The sequence below is a fragment of the Bombilactobacillus mellifer genome (genome assembly GCF_000970795.1).
Lineage (GTDB): Bacteria > Bacillota > Bacilli > Lactobacillales > Lactobacillaceae > Bombilactobacillus > Bombilactobacillus mellifer.
In genome coordinates this window covers 117,396-134,176 of sequence record NZ_KQ034029.1, presented here as the reverse complement: position 1 = coordinate 134,176, position 16,781 = coordinate 117,396, and the positions used below count along the sequence as shown (strand labels likewise).

Annotated in this window: 15 protein-coding genes and 1 tRNA gene; 11 read left to right on the top strand and 5 right to left on the bottom strand. The window is 39.8% G+C overall.

The features are described 5' to 3' along the window. Window positions 1-357 precede the first annotated feature (357 nt). Window positions 358-864 carry a DNA-3-methyladenine glycosylase I gene (locus JG30_RS06840; RefSeq protein WP_046317533.1) on the bottom strand — a complete coding sequence of 169 codons (507 nt, stop codon included), beginning with the start codon at window positions 862-864 and terminating at the stop codon, window positions 358-360. 91 nt (window positions 865-955) lie between these two features. Here JG30_RS06840 and JG30_RS06835 point away from each other — a divergent pair, with 91 nt between their 5' ends. From JG30_RS06835 to JG30_RS06825, 3 genes are read left to right on the top strand one after another with little or no spacing between them, the layout of a single operon-like run. After that, the gene (locus JG30_RS06835) at window positions 956-2,128 is read left to right on the top strand and encodes an aminotransferase class I/II-fold pyridoxal phosphate-dependent enzyme (protein WP_046317531.1); all 1,173 of its coding nucleotides are present in this window, start codon (window positions 956-958) and stop codon (window positions 2,126-2,128) included. A 29-nt stretch (window positions 2,129-2,157) separates the two neighbouring features. After that, the gene (tyrS, locus tag JG30_RS06830) at window positions 2,158-3,426 is read left to right on the top strand and encodes a tyrosine--tRNA ligase (protein WP_046317529.1); all 1,269 of its coding nucleotides are present in this window, start codon (window positions 2,158-2,160) and stop codon (window positions 3,424-3,426) included. Between the two features lie 11 nt (window positions 3,427-3,437). Further along, window positions 3,438-4,178 carry a DUF975 family protein gene (locus JG30_RS06825; protein WP_046317527.1) on the top strand — a complete coding sequence of 247 codons (741 nt, stop codon included), beginning with the start codon at window positions 3,438-3,440 and terminating at the stop codon, window positions 4,176-4,178. Window positions 4,179-4,242: 64 nt separating this feature from the next. Here the strand turns inward: JG30_RS06825 and JG30_RS06820 are convergent, their stop codons facing one another. Continuing rightward, window positions 4,243-4,911 (bottom strand): metal-dependent transcriptional regulator, encoded by a 669-nt coding sequence (locus tag JG30_RS06820; RefSeq protein ID WP_046317525.1) that lies wholly within the window; start codon window positions 4,909-4,911, stop codon window positions 4,243-4,245. A 93-nt stretch (window positions 4,912-5,004) separates the two neighbouring features. Between JG30_RS06820 and JG30_RS06815 the strand changes: the two genes are divergently transcribed. Together JG30_RS06815 and JG30_RS06810 are read left to right on the top strand one after the other, a co-directional pair. After that, entirely contained in the window at window positions 5,005-5,526 is a 522-nt protein-coding gene (locus JG30_RS06815) for an HdeD family acid-resistance protein (protein ID WP_046317523.1), read from the top strand. A 76-nt stretch (window positions 5,527-5,602) separates the two neighbouring features. After that, window positions 5,603-5,675 (top strand) — tRNA-Thr (locus JG30_RS06810). Between the two features lie 48 nt (window positions 5,676-5,723). Here JG30_RS06810 and JG30_RS06805 read toward each other — a convergent pair. Together JG30_RS06805 and JG30_RS06800 are read right to left on the bottom strand one after the other, a co-directional pair. Continuing rightward, window positions 5,724-6,416, bottom strand: a complete 693-nt coding sequence (locus JG30_RS06805) for a GntR family transcriptional regulator (protein WP_245626307.1) — start codon at window positions 6,414-6,416, stop codon at window positions 5,724-5,726. A gap of 113 nt (window positions 6,417-6,529) precedes the next feature. After that, window positions 6,530-7,180: a bifunctional 4-hydroxy-2-oxoglutarate aldolase/2-dehydro-3-deoxy-phosphogluconate aldolase gene (locus JG30_RS06800; protein WP_046317521.1), complete on the bottom strand. Its 651-nt coding sequence runs from the start codon at window positions 7,178-7,180 to the stop codon at window positions 6,530-6,532. 153 nt (window positions 7,181-7,333) lie between these two features. Here JG30_RS06800 and JG30_RS06795 point away from each other — a divergent pair, with 153 nt between their 5' ends. The 6 genes from JG30_RS06795 to JG30_RS06770 all read left to right on the top strand — a co-directional run bounded on the left by JG30_RS06795 (window position 7,334) and on the right by JG30_RS06770 (window position 14,231). Beyond that, window positions 7,334-8,968 (top strand): mannitol dehydrogenase family protein, encoded by a 1,635-nt coding sequence (locus JG30_RS06795; RefSeq protein ID WP_046317519.1) that lies wholly within the window; start codon window positions 7,334-7,336, stop codon window positions 8,966-8,968. A 3-nt stretch (window positions 8,969-8,971) separates the two neighbouring features. Next, the gene (gene uxuA, locus JG30_RS06790) at window positions 8,972-10,051 is read left to right on the top strand and encodes a mannonate dehydratase (RefSeq protein ID WP_046317518.1); all 1,080 of its coding nucleotides are present in this window, start codon (window positions 8,972-8,974) and stop codon (window positions 10,049-10,051) included. A gap of 10 nt (window positions 10,052-10,061) precedes the next feature. Further along, entirely contained in the window at window positions 10,062-11,081 is a 1,020-nt protein-coding gene (locus JG30_RS06785; RefSeq protein ID WP_046317516.1) for a zinc-binding alcohol dehydrogenase family protein, read from the top strand. Between the two features lie 23 nt (window positions 11,082-11,104). Then, window positions 11,105-12,439, top strand: a complete 1,335-nt coding sequence (locus JG30_RS06780; RefSeq protein ID WP_046317515.1) for an MFS transporter — start codon at window positions 11,105-11,107, stop codon at window positions 12,437-12,439. A gap of 23 nt (window positions 12,440-12,462) precedes the next feature. Further along, window positions 12,463-13,422: a sugar kinase gene (locus JG30_RS06775; RefSeq protein WP_046317513.1), complete on the top strand. Its 960-nt coding sequence runs from the start codon at window positions 12,463-12,465 to the stop codon at window positions 13,420-13,422. Between the two features lie 137 nt (window positions 13,423-13,559). Then, window positions 13,560-14,231, top strand: coding sequence for a hypothetical protein (locus JG30_RS06770; RefSeq protein ID WP_046317510.1), 672 nt, complete (start codon window positions 13,560-13,562; stop codon window positions 14,229-14,231). A 71-nt stretch (window positions 14,232-14,302) separates the two neighbouring features. Here the strand turns inward: JG30_RS06770 and helD are convergent, their stop codons facing one another. Then, the gene (gene helD / locus JG30_RS06765) at window positions 14,303-16,603 is read right to left on the bottom strand and encodes an RNA polymerase recycling motor HelD (protein ID WP_046317508.1); all 2,301 of its coding nucleotides are present in this window, start codon (window positions 16,601-16,603) and stop codon (window positions 14,303-14,305) included. Between the last annotated feature and the right edge of the window lie 178 nt (window positions 16,604-16,781).

Genomic DNA, 16,781 nt, shown 5'->3' with positions numbered 1-16,781 from the left:
GATCAAAAACAGCCCTTGGAAATCTTCAATGATCGCAAATGCATTAAATTACCTAATAACTAAAACTTAATCTCTCAATTAAGGTAATTGTCGATTTCGGGCCAGAATCCTCCCAGTCAGGGTCGCTCATTCATACACCATGAGCTCAGATCGAGAATTTTACTTTTGACTAATTTGATTTTAGGATAAAACACGAACTATTTCAATAGTGATAGAGTATTTGTTAGCAATTGATTCATCAGAGTTTTAAAAAAAAGATGTATATAAATCTATTTATCCAAAAAGCGAACATTATAAAGTGAAAGAAGAATTTGGCCAACAGCGAAGGATTCTTTTACCTGGACAAATTAAGAATAATTATAATAACTGGTCCTTTATCAAGCCTGCCGCTTGCAGAAAAGAATAAATAATTACCGGTCCCACAAACTGGAAACCTTGAGCTTTCAGATCTTGGGTCATGGTTCGAGAAAGCGGGGTTTGCGTGGGAATTTGATTACGGTAATGGTAATAATGAGTTTGGGGTTGATAATTCACAAAATGCCAGATGTAGTTGTCAAAACTTTGAGATTGCTGCAAATGTAAAATTACTTGCGCATTATGAACGATTGCTTGGATTTTCCGGCGATTGCGAATTAGAGCAGGATTGCTGAGTAGCTGGTTGATCTGTCCGAAAGTAAAATGAGCTACTGTAAAAATATCAAAGTTGGCAAAGGCTTGGCGCAAAGCGGCACGTTTATGTAAAACTAACTGCCAGTTCAGACCTGCTTGAAAAATTTCTAAAGATAATAATTCAAAAAGTGCCTGATCACCATGTGTGGTTTTTCCCCATTCTGTGGCGAGGTAATGTTGATATTGTTGATCCATTAGAACGTCTTCTTTCTATAAAAGGAAGCTTAATTGCATGGCGGATTATGTTAAACTTAATAATAAATGTGTGCTAAAGGAGGCTTACACAATGCCTATTTTAAAACAACAAATGAATAAAGAAGCTTTACAGTTACATGCGCAAGAAATTTTTGCGTTTAATGCCCAAGCATCCCAAGTTCCGGGAGTTATTAACTTGACTTTAGGAGAACCCAATTTTAGTACACCGGATGTTGTAAAGACTGCTGCTAAAGCGGCGATTGACGAACAACCACTGCGTTATACGTTGCCGCAAGGCAAGATTGAATTAACCCAAGCCATCGCCGATTATGTGCAACGGCATTATCATTTGAAATATGATCCTACTACTGAAGTAATTGCTACCATAGGCGTCACGGAAAGTGTTTTTGTCAGTTTGATGTCTATTTTAAATGCAGGCGACGAAGTTTTAATTCCTTCACCTTGTTTTACAATTTATCAGCCGATTGTGCAACTGCTACAATGTCAGCCCATTATGATTAATACAGCGGCAACCAATTTCAAATTGACGCCGGAGGTTTTACAACAAACCTTGGCTGCCCATCAGCAGGTCAAGGCGATTATTTTAAATTATCCGAGTAATCCAACGGGCTCCACTTACGATGCGACGGAATTGCAAGCCTTGGCCACGGTACTGCGTGAGGCCGGTATTTTTGTTTTGAGTGACGAAATTTACAGCGAATTGACCTATGATGTCGAGCATAAAAGCATTGCGCAACTTTTACCCGAGCAAACTATTTTAATGAATGGCTTATCGAAGGCTTTTGCTATGACTGGTTGGCGCGTAGGATATATTTGCGCTCCAGCAGCAGTGGCGAAGCCGATGATCCATGTTCATGAGTTAATGACCACCAGTATTTCGACGGTATCGCAAGCAGCTGCGATTGCTGCTTTAACCGAAGGTGAAGCGGATACGCAGCGAATGAAGGACCAATACGCCCAACGCCGAGATGTTTTATATCAAGGCTTGTTGAAATTAAATTTCACCGTTATTCGTCCTCAAGGAGCTTTCTATATGTTTATGAAGGTACCAACTAAGTGGCAACCTCAAGATGACGTGCAAATTGCACACGACTTATTAGCTGCCGAAAAATTAGCGGTTTTGCCAGGCTCATATTTTGGTGTCGGGGGAGCTGGTTATTTAAGAATCAGCTATGCGGCTAGCATGGCTGATCTGCAAGCGGCATTAACCGCCTTTGAGAATTTTTCCAAAAAATTTAATTAATTAACGACTAGGTAAATAAGGAGAGAATTATGAGTAATATTATGGACGAACTAGCTTGGCGAGGAACGATTAATCAACAAACAGACGCTGCTGGTCTCAAGGATTATGTTACCCATCATCAAATTGCTTTATATTGTGGAGTAGATCCAACCGGGGATTCGTTACATGTGGGCCATTTAGTCACCTTTATGATTTTAAAAAGATTTCAGCTGCAGGGACATAAACCCGTCATTGTTATTGGTGGTGCAACAGGGTCGATTGGTGATCCGTCGGGTAAGAAATCAGAACGGGTTTTGCAATCCATGGAGCAAATTCGTAAGAATCAAGCCGCTTTGACCAAACAAATGGAACGGTTATTCGGAACAGACAATTTTGAAATTGTTAATAATTACGATTGGTTGTCACAATTGGATTTATTAACATTTCTTCGTGACTATGGCAAGTTGTTTAACGTTAATAATATGTTGAATAAGGAGATTGTCGCTTCCCGTTTACAAGTAGGTATCTCTTATACGGAATTTACTTATCAAATTTTACAAGCAATCGATTTTTTGACTTTATATCGCCAACATCAAGTACGCTTACAAATTGGCGGTGGTGATCAATGGGGCAATATTACTGCTGGGATTGATTTGATTCATCGCTTAGAGGGTTCAGACGCGCCGGCATTTGGCTTGACGATTCCTTTATTATTAAAAGCAGATGGTACTAAATTTGGGAAGACAGAAGGCGGGGCTGTCTGGTTAGATCCGAAAAAGACCAGTCCCTACGAATTTTATCAATTTTGGTTCAATACTGATGATCGGGATGTCATCAAATACTTAAAATACTTTACATTTTTGGATCAACAGCAAATTCAATCATTAGCTGATCAAGTGGCTACGGCACCGGAAAAACGAGTAGCCCAGCGGACTTTAGCGCGGGAAGTGACTCGTTTTGTGCATGGTCAAACGGCCGTCGAACAGGCGGAGAAAATTTCACAAGCATTATTTGCGGATGATTTTTCCAGTTTGACGGCTGCAGAAATCGAACAAGGCTTTAGTAATGTTCCCAGTGTGGATTATGCAGGGGGACCGGTAAATATTGTGGCCTTTTTAGTAGATGCGACCCAAATTGAGCCCTCGCGGCGGCAGGCGCGCGAAGATATTCGCAATGGAGCGATTTATATCAATGGTGTCCGCCAACAAGATGTGGATTTCCAAGTAGATCCAGCACAGGCCTTTGAAGGAAAATTCGTCATTGTCCGAAAGGGTAAGAAGAAATACACTTTAGTACGGACCACCGCTTCATTAAACTAGAAGGGAGTTAGATGGTTATTTCCAAAAATATTGGTCAAATTAAGCAAGAAGCCAAGCGGCTACTACGTTCTAATCCTCGGACTGCAATTATTTTAGGGATTGCACCGACGATCGTGATTGTTTTCCTTTTTTATTTATTCGCTACCTTAACAACACGCTGGTTGGCGGGGGCACAAGTGGGCAATGATTATAATCAAATGTATCAGCAGATGCAAAGCTTATTAATTCAAAACCCGCAGTATCAAATCTACACTTTAGAAGCTTTATTGGCTTATGCTTTAGTAGCTACAGGAGTACGCTTCAGTATGCTAACTTGGATACGGGCTCATCAATTAGACCATCCCTTCGCTGATAGTTTACAAGTTTTTACAGGGACATATTTTTTTCGCGTAATTGTGCTGTGGCTCAGTATTTTTGTAGTCACGGAAGTAGGTTTTAGCTGGTTTTATGTGTTCATTTTTTATCTAACTTATGGTTTACGGATGACTACTTTTATTCTGCATGATCTCATGACGCGGCAACAACCGATCAAAGGTTGGCCAACGTTTAAAACTTTGGGTTTTAGCTGGCAATTGATGCGGGGACATAAACTGCAGCTCTTTTTGTTAGACTGCAGTTTCCTAGGTTGGGATCTCTTTAATTTATTGACCTATGGCTGTTTAAGTTTATACGTAATCCCTTATAAATCATTGAGTTATGCAATTTTTTATCAAGAGTTAATAGATCAGCAAGCCCAAAATATTTTGAATTAAAAAATCCACTCTCGTCTTATGCTGGCGGGAGCGGATTTTTTTCATGGTCAACTAGTTATGGGGATTATTTAACTTTGGCGGCCGAAACTGGTTCCACAAAAATAAAATCGGCTGACTTACTGCTGACAGAAATTTCATGGTGGTCAGCAGTACGGATTAGAACTGAATCGTCAAAAGGTGAATGCTGAATGACCGTAATAATTTGGTTTAACTCTAAGCCCAGATCCGCAAAATTGTCCAAAAATTCGCGATTATCTAAAATGCGGACAATTTGAACCTGTTGCTGAACAGCAACATCGCTGAGCACCCAATCATCAGCATCTGTTTCGCCTTGGCCGTTGCCCGGAATAATACTTCCATGCGGACATTTTTGGGGATGATGGAGATAATTATTTAAGCGCTCTGTTAAATCATCATCGGTAGAATGTTCCAAAGCATCAGCCGCCTGATGAACGTTGTTAATTTGATAATGTAATTTATTGACGAGAAACACTTCCCAAAGGCGGTGTTTTTTGACCAATTTTTCAGCAGTAGCTAGACCACTAGCGGTCAGGGTAATGTGGTTATATGGTGTGTGAGTAATATAATTCGCTTGTGCTAGCGCCACTAACATTTCGGTGACGGATGGTGCACTGACATGCATCATTTCAGCTAATTTTTTGTTAGTAACTTTTTGAAAACTTTGCTGGAGTTCAAAAATATTTTTGAGATAGTTTTCTTTGCTGGGTGACAAAACTTAGCTACCCCTCTCTAATTAATGTTATTATTTATTATAATTGGTCACTTACAAAGGTGCAATTTTTATTATGTAACGGGGGAAATAGTTATGAATCGTTCAACACGAAAATTTGATCTTTTTAGTTTAATAATAGGTTTGTTTTCGTTATATGTCGGTTATTTAATCGTGAAACATCCGCTCACAGGACTTTTATCCATAGTGGTAGTGATTGGGATCTTTTCAATTATTCGTGGTATTTATCAATTATATTTCGCCTATCAAGTTCGACGTTGGTTTAATCGACGGACAGGTTGGTTGATTTTTTCGGGGATTATTGATTTATTACTAGGGATCTTATTTTTATTTAATTTACCAATTGGTTTAACGACATTGATTTATATTTTGGCCTTTTGGTTTATTATTGATGGCATTGCAGAATGTAGTTTAGCTTCAGTTTACCGTTTATTTGGTAAAAGCTACTACTGGTTAATTATTATTTTAGCAGTTTTGGCCATTATTGCTGGGGTAGTATTACTGTTTCGGCCGATGCTGGGCGCGCTAGTCATTGTTATTATGGCGGCGGTGTACTTTTTTATGTCTGGAATCTTGGAAATTGTTGAAGCCTTTTAAAAATTTGAGGTACCGATTAAATTTTATTTGGCTTTTGCGGTGATTTCTGGTATTATAGTTAAGTGCTATTTGAGACGCCATCTTAGCTCAGTAGGTAGAGCGCCACCGTGGTAAGGTGGAGGTCGTCGGTCCGAACCCGATAGATGGCTTCATCAAAAAAGAACTACTTGATAATTTTTATCAAGTGGTTCTTTTTTTTAATTAGTTTGTTCAAAATATTCCGGGAACTTAGCTTTTAATCTTTTTTGCTCGACTAGCATGATTCGTAAATGTTCGGTAATTAAATTTTGAGCCGCCGAGGCATCGTGGTTTTTAACAGTATCTAGGATTTGTTGATGCTGCCTAATTAAACGTTCCCAAGGTAGGTCTTCATCTTGCAGACTCAACATTCGAAAGCGGTTGAGTTGCATATTAATTGTTTGCAGCCAATCCCAAACTTGTTGATGATTGGTTAATTGGTAAAACTTTTTATGAAAATTGTCATCTTCACGAAAAAATTTACGATACTGTTTTTGTTCTTTATAAAATTTTTGATTTTGAAGAATATAAGTAAACTCTGCTTGTTCTGGTGGCGTAATAGTTAATTGTGCTGATTCACATATAATTCGCGTTTCAATACTTTCGCGAATAAAACGGGCACTGTTAGCTACTTTGATGTCAATTTTCGCCACATAAGTTCCTGATTGTGGCACGACTGAAATTAACCCCTCTTGGCGCAAACGCAGTAAAGCTTCCCGCACGGGGGTCCGTCCCATTTGTAATTTGTCCATTAGTTCTTTTTCAGAAAGTCGTTGTCCGGGACGAAAATCTGCCACAATAATGTGCTTCAGAATAATATGATAAGCTTGAGAATTCAAACTTAAGAAAGAATCCGGCACTCCGATCCACACCTTTAAGCTCCAAAATTTTAACAATAATCAAAAATATCCAAGTGATATTAACGCTTAGTATAAACAAATTTAAAAAAATATTCAATTTCTGGAAAAATTAAAAATTATTGAGCTTACTGCTGTTGTCGTAAGTCGGCTAGCTTGGACATATAAGCTTGGGCATTAGCTGTCACTTGTTGGTAATCACCGGTTGCCGCTGGACGGGTTAATTGACTACCACTGCCCACAGCAATGACCCCAGCAGCAAACCAGTCAGCCATATTATCGAGATTAACGCCCCCGGTTGGCATTAAATTAACTTGGGGCAAGGGAGCTAAGACAGATTTAACCATTGCCGGTCCGTAAACCGATCCGGGGAAGAGTTTAATAATATCAGCTCCGTAAGTCAGTGCTTTTTGCATTTCATTAACGGTGCCGCAACCAGGAATGTAAGGAATTTGATAAAAATTACATAATTTGGCGACTGCGCTATTAAAACTGGGACTGACAATGAACTGAGCACCCGCCATAATTGCTAAGCGTGCACTAGTGGGTTCAAACACGGTGCCGGCACCAATTATCAAATCTGGTTGGGCAAATTTGGTTTTTACTTCTTTAATGGCTTGATCTGCTTGAGGCACTGTAAAAGTTAATTCAATGGCGCGCATGCCTCCTGCAATCACGGCGTCACTAATTTTGACAGCTTCACTGACAGAGTTGGCACGAATAACGGCCACGACTCCGGCAGCTGCAATTTTTTGGGTCCATTGAACTTTTTGAAGCATCGAAAACATCCCTTCGTTACCTATTGAACTTTAAGTTGACAATATCTTTGTGCGTGTATACACTTTAGTTGATTATTAATATATTAGTACATCACAATCATAAGTCCTCGACGCAAATATTGCAAACGCTTAAATCAATAAGGAGGAAAATTAATGGTTCGTTTGAAGGATGATTATATAACTCAGAAGGCGGCCTTTGATCAAGCTGGTATTAAAGTACCTCAATATAGTGCACAGGCAGTCCAAGAACAAACTCAAACAAATCCAATCTGGGTTCATTTTGGTGGCGGGAATTTGTTCCGTTGTTTTCATGCCCAATTAGCCCAGCAATTATTAAATCAGGGTCAGTTAAAGAGCGGAATTATTTTAGCCGAAACCTACGATGAAGAAGTCATCGATGATATATATCAGGCTTATAATAACCGCATTTTAGATGTGACGATGAAAAGTGATGGCACATTTGACAAAGAGCTCTTAGCGAGTGTTGGTGTTAGTGTTTATTACAATGTCGCTAATCCAGAAGGTTGGGACTATTTAACACAAGTTTTCCAACAACCTAGTCTACAATTAGTAACTTTTTCCTTCACCGAAAAAGGTTACGCTTTAACTGACATCAATGGCAAGTTAACCGCTGCGGCCCAAGCAGACATAATTCATGGACCTCAGCAGCCAGTAACCAATATGGGAGCCATTGCGCATTTACTATATGCTCGTTACCAAGCTAATCAAGCCCCTTTGGCGTTGGTCAGCACGGATAATTTTTCGCAAAATGGAAAACGGTTGCAAACAGAAATTTTACGCATTGCTCAAGGCTGGCTGGATCATCATTTGGTGGACGCTGACTTTTTAAATTATTTGCAAGATCGTAGCAAGATAACTTTTCCATGGACCATGATTGATCGGATTACACCTAATCCTGCCACTACAGTAGCTGAGAGGTTACGTGTCGATGGATTTGAAGATTATCAAATTTTGCATACGCAAAAACATACCAATATTGCTCCTTTTGGCAATACTGAAGAAACCCATTATTTAGTAATAGAAGATGATTTTCCTAACGGACGTCCACCGCTAGAACAGGCAGGAGTTATGTTTACCGATCGGTCGACGGTGAATGATGCAGATCAAATGAAGGTGACAGCTTGTTTGAATCCGTTACACACAGCTTTGGCTATTTTTGGCTGTTTGTTGGGATATACCTCGATAGCTCAAGAAGTGGCGAATACTGATTTACTAGCTTTGATTAAAAATTTAGGGTACCAAGAAGATTTACCGGTGGTTAAAGATCCGGGAATTATTAATCCGCGGAAATTTTTAGACGAACTATTAATAAAGCGGTTACCTAATCCGAATATTCCTGATACACCTCAACGCATTGCGAGTGATACATCGCAGAAAATGGCTATTCGTTATGGCGTCACCATCCAACATTATGTGGATAATCCCCAGAAAAAAGTCAGCGATCTGGAGTTTATTCCGTTAATTATCGCGGGTTGGTGTCGTTATTTAATGGGTGTGGATGACCATAAGCAACCGATGACTCTCAGTCCGGATCCGCTTTTAAAGCAATTACAACCACAGGTGACTGATATTCACTTAGGTGCAAACGTCGATATCCATCAACATTTACAAGCGATTTTAAGTAATCAGGAAATTTTTGGTAATGATTTATATGCGATTGGTTTGGGAGAGAAAGTAGAACATTATTTTGCACAGTTAATTGCCAGACCAGGAGCAGTACTTCAGACGATTCGACAAACGATTCAAAAGTATGGGAAAGAGGCCTAGTCTATGAAAAATATGGGATTTAGATGGTTTGGCAAGAAAGATGATCCGATTACTTTAGAAAATATTCGACAAATCCCCGGAACCACTCAAGTGGTCGGAGCTTTGTATGATATTCCCGTTGGTGAAGTGTGGCCCAAATCAGAAATTGCCGAACTAAAGTCAGAAGTTGAAGCGGCCGGCTTGAAATTAGAGGTTATTGAATCAGTTAATATTCACGATGATATTAAAATTGGTCTACCTACCCGGGATCGTTACATTGACAATTATAAGCAAACGATCCGGAATTTATCGGCATATGGGATCAAGGTAATTTGTTATAACTTTATGCCCGTGTTTGATTGGTTACGGACTAATTTGCATTTTGAACTGGCAGATCATTCCAACGCGATGGCTTTTCAAGCAGACAATTTGGTGGATGATCCGCATGCAATGATTAATAAGGTACGTCAAGATTCGCAAGGATTTGAAATGCCGGGCTGGGAACCGGAACGTTTAGCCGAGGTCGAGCAGTTGTTTGATGCTTATCAGGATGTAGACGCACAAAAATTAACGGACAATTTGAAGTATTTTTTAGATGCGATTATTCCGGTGTGTGAAGAATGTGATGTACGAATGGCGATGCATCCAGACGATCCACCTCGTCCGTTGTTTGGTTTACCGCGCATTTATAAGAATCGCGAAGATATGGAAACGATTGAACAGTTGCATGAATCTCGGTATAACGCCTTTACCATTTGTACCGGTAGTTTAGGTGAAAATCCGCAAAATGATGTGCCGGCGATTATTCGCGAATTTGTGGCTAAAGATCGCGCACCATTCATTCATGCCCGAAATATTAAATTTATGAACGATCAGGGTGATTTTCACGAATCCCCCCATTTGTCTTCCACCGGTTCCTTAGATATGTACGAAATTATGAAGGCACTACATGACACCGGATTTGATGGCTATATTCGTCCCGATCATGGGCGCAATATCTGGGGTGAAAATGGCCGTCCGGGTTACGGTTTGTATGATCGTGCTTTAGGAATTAGTTATTTGACTGGCTTATGGGAAGCCATTGACAAAGAAAGTAAAAAATAGGAGGTCCAAAATGTTAGCAGCACGCGTTTATGGCAAAGAAGATTTACGTTTAGAAGATGTAGCACGGCCGAAAGTTGATTCTCCGACAGATGTCATTATTAAGGTCAAAATGGTTGGTATTTGTGGAAGTGATAATCATATTTATCATGGCGAAAATCCCTTTGTAGTTTTGCCCCGTGTGATGGGACATGAAATTGTTGGTGAAGTCGTTGAATTAGGCTCCCAGGTAGCAGATTTAGCTTTAGGGGATCATGTAGTAGTCGAACAAATTAGTTACTGTGGTAAATGTTATGCGTGCCGTCAGGGCATGCCTAATGTTTGTTCACATTTGGAGGCTTTAGGGGTACATAAAGATGGCGGCATGCAAGAATATCTCAAAATCACCCCTATGCAAGCTCATAAAATTAATAAAGATATCCCTTGGTCGACAGCCGTTTTGGCAGAACCTTACACGATTGCAGGTAATTCCACAACTCGCGGTCAAGTCACGGTAGGTAAGACTTTGTTAATTCAAGGAGCCGGAACGATTGGCTTATTGACTTTAAGAATGGCCAAAGCTAAAGGCGCAACGGTGATGATTACTGATATTGATGACGATAAATTAGCCTTTGCCAAAGCCAATGGGGCTGATGAAATTGTTAATACTCAAAAAGAAGATTTACAACAACGAGTTAGCGCTTGGACCGATGGCGAAATGGCTAACGTCATTATTGACGCAGTGGGGCTGCCCCAGACATTTGAACAATGTTTTAATTTGATTTCGGTAGCGGGAGCCATTGTGCCTTTAGGAATGTCCGAAAAATGTTCGCAGATTCCACAAAAACCAATCATGCAAAAAGCGTTAACTATTTATGGTTCCAGAATGCAATCTTATCAATTTGAACCAGTCATTAAGGCTTTGGAAAGTGGTCTATTGGGTGATGATGGTGTGGTCAATCAAAAATTTAATATTAAAGACATTCAAGCTGCTTTTGATCTGATGAATAATCACCCGGAACAAGCCCGAAAGATTGTTTTGACCTTTGATTAGTTGCGAAAGTAAGGTGATGTAAAATGGCCGATAAAAAAAGTTATGAAGTAGACACTAAAGAACTAGTAAAAGTGGCCGCTAGTGGTTGGTTAGGCACGGCGATGGAGTTTATGGATTTTCAACTATATTCTTTAGCCGCAGCGATCGTTTTTGATGAAGTATTTTTCCCTGATTCTAGTCCAGCCATGGGTTTAATTATGTCTATGGGAACTTATGGTGCCGGCTATGTTGCCCGCTTAGTCGGTGCTTATGTCTTTGGGCGGATTGGAGATAAAATTGGCCGCCGAACCGTTTTATTCGTAACTATTATTCTCATGGGTTTGGCTTCCACTTTAATTGGTTTTTTGCCGACTTATCAAAGCGTGGGAATTATGGCACCTATCGGGTTGGTCACTTTGCGCATTGTCCAAGGTTTAGGCGCAGGTGCGGAAATTAGTGGCGCCGGCGTCATGGTGGCCGAGTTCTCGCAAGTCAAAAATCGTGGTTTTATTGGCAGTCTCGTTTGTTTAGGTACTTCGACCGGGACTTTACTGGCTAATTTAATTTGGTCAATTATTTTGACTTCAGTTAATAAAAATGATTTGATGACTTGGGGTTGGCGAATTCCATTCTTTGCTTCATTTATTGTCATGATTGCCGCTGTTTTAATTCGAATCTTTGTTAAAGAAAGTCCGGTAATGGCGGAAAAGAAGCAATTATTGGCTGCCGAACGTGAAAAAGCCGCTGATGTTCAAACAAAAGAGAAGCCGATTTTGGAACATAAAAGTTTGTGGGTTGCTTTAGGCTTACGTTTTGGTCAGGCAGGCAATAGTGGATTACTCCAAACTTACTTAGCAGGTTTCATTGTAACGGTTTTGTCCTTGCAAAAAACGGTGACTACGAATGCTAATATTATTTCTTCCATTGTTTCATTCGCTACTATTCCGATAGTGGGTTATTTAGGCGATAAATTTGGCCGCCGCAGAATGTACATGATTTTGTCTTTAGCCATGGCAATTTATGCGGTGCCAATGATGTTATTAATTGAAAGTAAAAATACGATAGTATTAACTATTTCGATGATTATTGGTTTGAATGTTGGTGTGCAAGGGTTATTTGCTTTGGAAAATGTCACTTTATCAGAGTTGTTTGGTTCAAAAAACCGGGTCACAATGGTCTCATTAGCTAAAGAAATCGCCGGCGTGATTGCCACAGGTTTTGGGCCGTTGATGGCCGCAACTTGGGTCGCAGCTACTACTAATAGTTGGTGGCCCGTGGCTTTGATGATTATTGTCTTTTCATTAATAACTTTTGGAAGCGCTTATGTCTCCAAAGATGTTACAGGACGCGATTTAAATAAACTAGAAGATGCAGAATAGTTAATAAGAGGAGTAAATCAGTCATGACCGAATTAATCACAGCAGGCGAGCCAATGGGGCTATTTATCGCGCAAACGCCTGGTCCATTAGCTCAGGTGAACCAATTTGAGTGTCGACTGGCAGGAGCCGATTTAAATGTGGCAATTGGGGTTGCCCGCTTGCAACATACGGTACAATTTATCACCCAAATTGGCCAAGATGTGTTCGGACAAAAAATTCTTAACTTGCTAAAACGGGAACAAATTGCGACGACCAATGTTTATCAAACGTCAGAGTGGTCCACGGGCATGATGCTAAAGGGGATGGCAACCAATGGTCAGCCAGAGGTGGATTATTATCGCAAAGCCAGCGCAGCAGCACATTTAAGTCCCCAGCAGGTTACACAGGTGGACTTTGAGCGGGTCAAAATTTTACATTTAGGTGGTATTTTGGCAGGTTTAAGTGAAGCAGGATATCAAACGACTCTCCAGTTGATTAAGTTAGCACGTCAACATCAAGTCTTGATTACCTTTGATCCTAATTTACGCCCCACCATTTGGGAAAGCACTGAACAAATGATTCAACGTACCAATGAGATTGCGCGTTTGTGTGATGTGATCATGCCCAATATCAAAGAGGCTCAGACTTTGACAGGGATGGCAGAGGTTTCTCAAATAGCTGAGTTTTATTTGCAAACTCCTTCGGTACAACAAGTAATTATTAATTTGATCGATGATGGGGCTTACAGTTGCCAACGTCATCGGGATGGAACTGTGACGACTACGCAGTTACCCACTTTTAAAGTGGAACATTTAGTCGATAAAGTTGGTGCCGGGGACGGTTTTGTCGCTGGAGTTCTGACCGCTATGTTGGAAAACCTATCTGTTAGCCAAAGTTTACAGCGCGGATTGGCTCTAGAAGCTATTCAAATGCAACATCGCGGAGATAACGAAGGTTTGCCGACCCCGACTAGTTTGGAAAAATTCCTACAACAAGCACAATAAAAAACTAATAAGTCTTAAGATTATCCAACGGTCATCTGTAACTAAATTATAGATGGCTGTTTTTAGGTAAAATTATTTGTAGTGTTTTTAATGGCAATGGTATAATGCGCTGTAAGTGATATAGTAGGTGAATATGGATGAGATCTTTGCGCGCGCCATTGGCGAATGTTTTGTGGTATATAATTTGGTTAGTACTAGTTATTGCTTGTCAACGCTGGGAACAGCTGTGCATTAGCCAAACAGGATTACATACATTCATGGCGGCTTCGTTTTTATTAGTGTCAATTCTCGTTTTACTAATCATGTCGGGCCGTTATCATCATGAACAAAAGTTCTTTATAACTTTTGAAGATACTTGGCGCAACGGAGTGAATAGTTTTTTTAATATTATTCTCTTGGCGATCTTAGTTCTGGGTTGTTTTATGGTGCTGGTTAGTTATTTAAAAGCCAAAAGTTTTTTCCCTTCATTAACTAATCCCACAGACTATCTAGCCTATGGTCAGGCCGCTTTTTGGTTTGATTTGTTAACTTCCAGTTTAATTATAGCTATCGAACAACAATACGTTTGTGTCGGATTTTTCTTTAATTATTTCTTTTTAAAGAATAATTTAATGAGCGCTTTAGGAGGAATATTCTTGAGCGGTCTTGTCTTTGGTTTACTCAACATGGAAAATTTACATTTTATTAACTTATTTGTTTATTGTGCTATTGGCTGGTTATTAGCGACAGTTTATTTAGCTACCCAGAATTTCAGTTTAAACTTAATGTTGGGCATTTTCGTGGCCTTGATGAAAGTCATTTTAATTTAAGGTATTACAACCCCTAAGCTGATGCAATAGATCTCCTGCCCATAATAATCAATGAAAAAGCAGCCTTGAGTTTAAGGCTGCTTTTTGGTGGTTAATTGGCGTTGTAGCTGAAAACTGTCGGGATCCAACTGCTGTAAAAAAGGACTAACCGGATTTTCACTGACTAAGTACAGCTGGTGTAAAGCGCGCGTTGCTAAAGTGTAGAGAATATTGCGGTCGGTGGGCATAGCATAGTTTGCAGCCGTAATTTGATAACCAAGGACGCAATCAAATTCTAAACCCTTAGCAAGGTAGATCGGTAAAATAAGAATTCCCCGGGGAATTTTACGATCCTGTTCTGTCAATAAATGGACCGGAATTTTGGCTGACCAACTTTTGGCTAATGCTTGCGCTTGAACATTAGTCTTCGTGATAATAGCAACCGTATGGTATTTTTTTAAAGCCTGTTGACTAATTTGTTGCGTAGTTTTACGGGCATCGTCACTAATGTACCACTGAGGTAAAGAACCAATGCGGTTAAAAGCTCGGATTTGCTGACCCATCGGAATTAATTGTTTAGCAAAATTTGTAATGTTAGCTGTAGAACGATAACTTTGATGTAACGTAATTACGGTTTTTTTATGTTGCGGGAAAAGTACTTTTAAAGTGGTGGCAGTGTCTTGTAAAGAAGTGGGAGAACCATAAACATTTTGTGATAAATCACCTAGAAGAGTTAATTTGGCTAGCGGAAAAGAATGTTGAATATAAGCCAATTGCAGCGGCGTGTAATCTTGGACTTCATCAATCATAAGATATTTTATTTGATGATTTTGACCTTCCCCGGTAATTTGCTGGCGTAAAAATAAAATCGCTGTTGCATCTTCGTAATTGATTCGATGCGCTTCTAATTGGTGATCATAAGCTGCGATCATTTCTTGCCAATGCTGGGAATTAATTGACTTTGGGACATCCCTCGTTAAAAAGTCGTGATACAGTTGATAAACATTAAAAAAGTAATTATTATAAAGAGCTTCATAAACAGGCAAGTAGCGTTGATGGATAACAGCTTTAATTAAAGCTTGTTGCTGTTGCTGACTCGAAGCATCTAGTGCCTGGGCACGATACAATAACGTATTAATTTGGCTTTCACTTAAATTATCAAGGGCTGAGAGCACCCAATCGGCTGTTCGTTGTGTTTTTAAATAATGATTTAATTGTTTGATGAGGTGATTTTTGATAGCCAAGAATTTATCGGCTATTAAGAGATTGCGCGGTAGTTTTTGATAGAGATTTTGCAAATGCTGACGCTTAAAAATCGGATGGCCTTCAAACAAAATATCTTGAAAAGATTGAGTTAAGTCTGCTGTTTGCAAAAAGGTCTGCAGATCAGTGACAAATTGACTACTAGCTTTGTATTTACTAATAGCTTGAAAGCTGGCCGACGTAGTTATTTGTTCTTTTTCAAAACGTGCAAATAAAGTTTCAACTTGTAATCCGTGCAGCCTTTTAGCTAAAAAATGTTGCAAGGTAACTTGGCGCATATTGTTTTCTCCTAAACTAGGGAGGACAGCGGCAATATAATTGGAAAACAAGGTATTAGGGGAAAATAAAATAATTTCTTCTGCCGTTAATTGCGTCCGATTATGATATAACAAAAAAGCAATCCGCTGCATGACCGCAGATGTTTTGCCAGAGCCAGCCGCACCTTGGACTAGGAGAATATCGGCTTGGGTATTGCGAATTATTTGATTTTGATCTTGCTGAATTGTCGCGACAATATTTTTCATCTGTTCACTGCTAGCTTCGTTTAATGTCTTTTGTAGAATTTCATCGCCAATGGTTTCATTAGTATCAAACATATTGATAATTTGACCGGCTTGAATGACAAATTGACGTTTTCGTTTTAGTTCGACAGTTTGTAGGCCACTAGGACTGCGATATTTGACAGAACCCAAAGTACCATTGTAATAAATTCCGGCGATCGGCGCGCGCCAATCATAGATTAAAAAATTGCCCTGATCATCTTCTAAAGAGGCCGTTCCAATATATAGGGTATCTGGTTCGTGATCTTCTTCGATATCAATGCGTCCAAAATAGGGATTTTGTGCCAGTAGTTGCAGGGATTGTTTTTGCTTGTGCAAAATATCTTCATTAGTAGTGGCACTAGCCATTAATTGCTTTTGTTGTGCTAAAGTAGCATTGGTGTCAATGACATCATCGGCTTCTACATAATCGGCCCGAGTGTTGGCACCAAAGTTTTTTTCGACCCGGCGACGTTCTTGTTGAGCTTGATTGAGTTTCGTTTGAGTTTGGGCTAATTGAGTGGTAATCAGTTTTTCGATGTGATCGACGCGTTGTTGTTCGGCGGCACGAGATTCATTATTTAAGGTCATAGATACCCTCCAATAAGTTTCAAATATATTTTACAGCAGCCGCACCTTTTTTATAGTATAATAGCTAGCAAATGTAGTGCGGAGTATTTTTTGACTGGGAAAACAGCGACCAGCTGGTTAGTGAAAAGTTGGCCCATGGCAAAAAAGAATTGGAGCTACGTGGAGATTGGTGACCGCG

What these genes read in the sequence shown, in the direction of transcription:
- JG30_RS06840 (WP_046317533.1), bottom strand. Translation starts at nt 864, where the DNA reads ATGGATCAACAATATCAACATTACCTCGCCACAGAATGGGGAAAAACC.
- JG30_RS06835 (WP_046317531.1), top strand. Translation starts at nt 956, where the DNA reads ATGCCTATTTTAAAACAACAAATGAATAAAGAAGCTTTACAGTTACAT.
- tyrS (WP_046317529.1), top strand. Translation starts at nt 2,158, where the DNA reads ATGAGTAATATTATGGACGAACTAGCTTGGCGAGGAACGATTAATCAA.
- JG30_RS06825 (WP_046317527.1), top strand. Translation starts at nt 3,438, where the DNA reads ATGGTTATTTCCAAAAATATTGGTCAAATTAAGCAAGAAGCCAAGCGG.
- JG30_RS06815 (WP_046317523.1), top strand. Translation starts at nt 5,005, where the DNA reads ATGAATCGTTCAACACGAAAATTTGATCTTTTTAGTTTAATAATAGGT.
- JG30_RS06800 (WP_046317521.1), bottom strand. Translation starts at nt 7,180, where the DNA reads ATGCTTCAAAAAGTTCAATGGACCCAAAAAATTGCAGCTGCCGGAGTC.
- JG30_RS06795 (WP_046317519.1), top strand. Translation starts at nt 7,334, where the DNA reads ATGGTTCGTTTGAAGGATGATTATATAACTCAGAAGGCGGCCTTTGAT.
- uxuA (WP_046317518.1), top strand. Translation starts at nt 8,972, where the DNA reads ATGAAAAATATGGGATTTAGATGGTTTGGCAAGAAAGATGATCCGATT.
- JG30_RS06785 (WP_046317516.1), top strand. Translation starts at nt 10,062, where the DNA reads ATGTTAGCAGCACGCGTTTATGGCAAAGAAGATTTACGTTTAGAAGAT.
- JG30_RS06780 (WP_046317515.1), top strand. Translation starts at nt 11,105, where the DNA reads ATGGCCGATAAAAAAAGTTATGAAGTAGACACTAAAGAACTAGTAAAA.
- JG30_RS06775 (WP_046317513.1), top strand. Translation starts at nt 12,463, where the DNA reads ATGACCGAATTAATCACAGCAGGCGAGCCAATGGGGCTATTTATCGCG.
- JG30_RS06770 (WP_046317510.1), top strand. Translation starts at nt 13,560, where the DNA reads ATGAGATCTTTGCGCGCGCCATTGGCGAATGTTTTGTGGTATATAATT.
- helD (WP_046317508.1), bottom strand. Translation starts at nt 16,603, where the DNA reads ATGACCTTAAATAATGAATCTCGTGCCGCCGAACAACAACGCGTCGAT.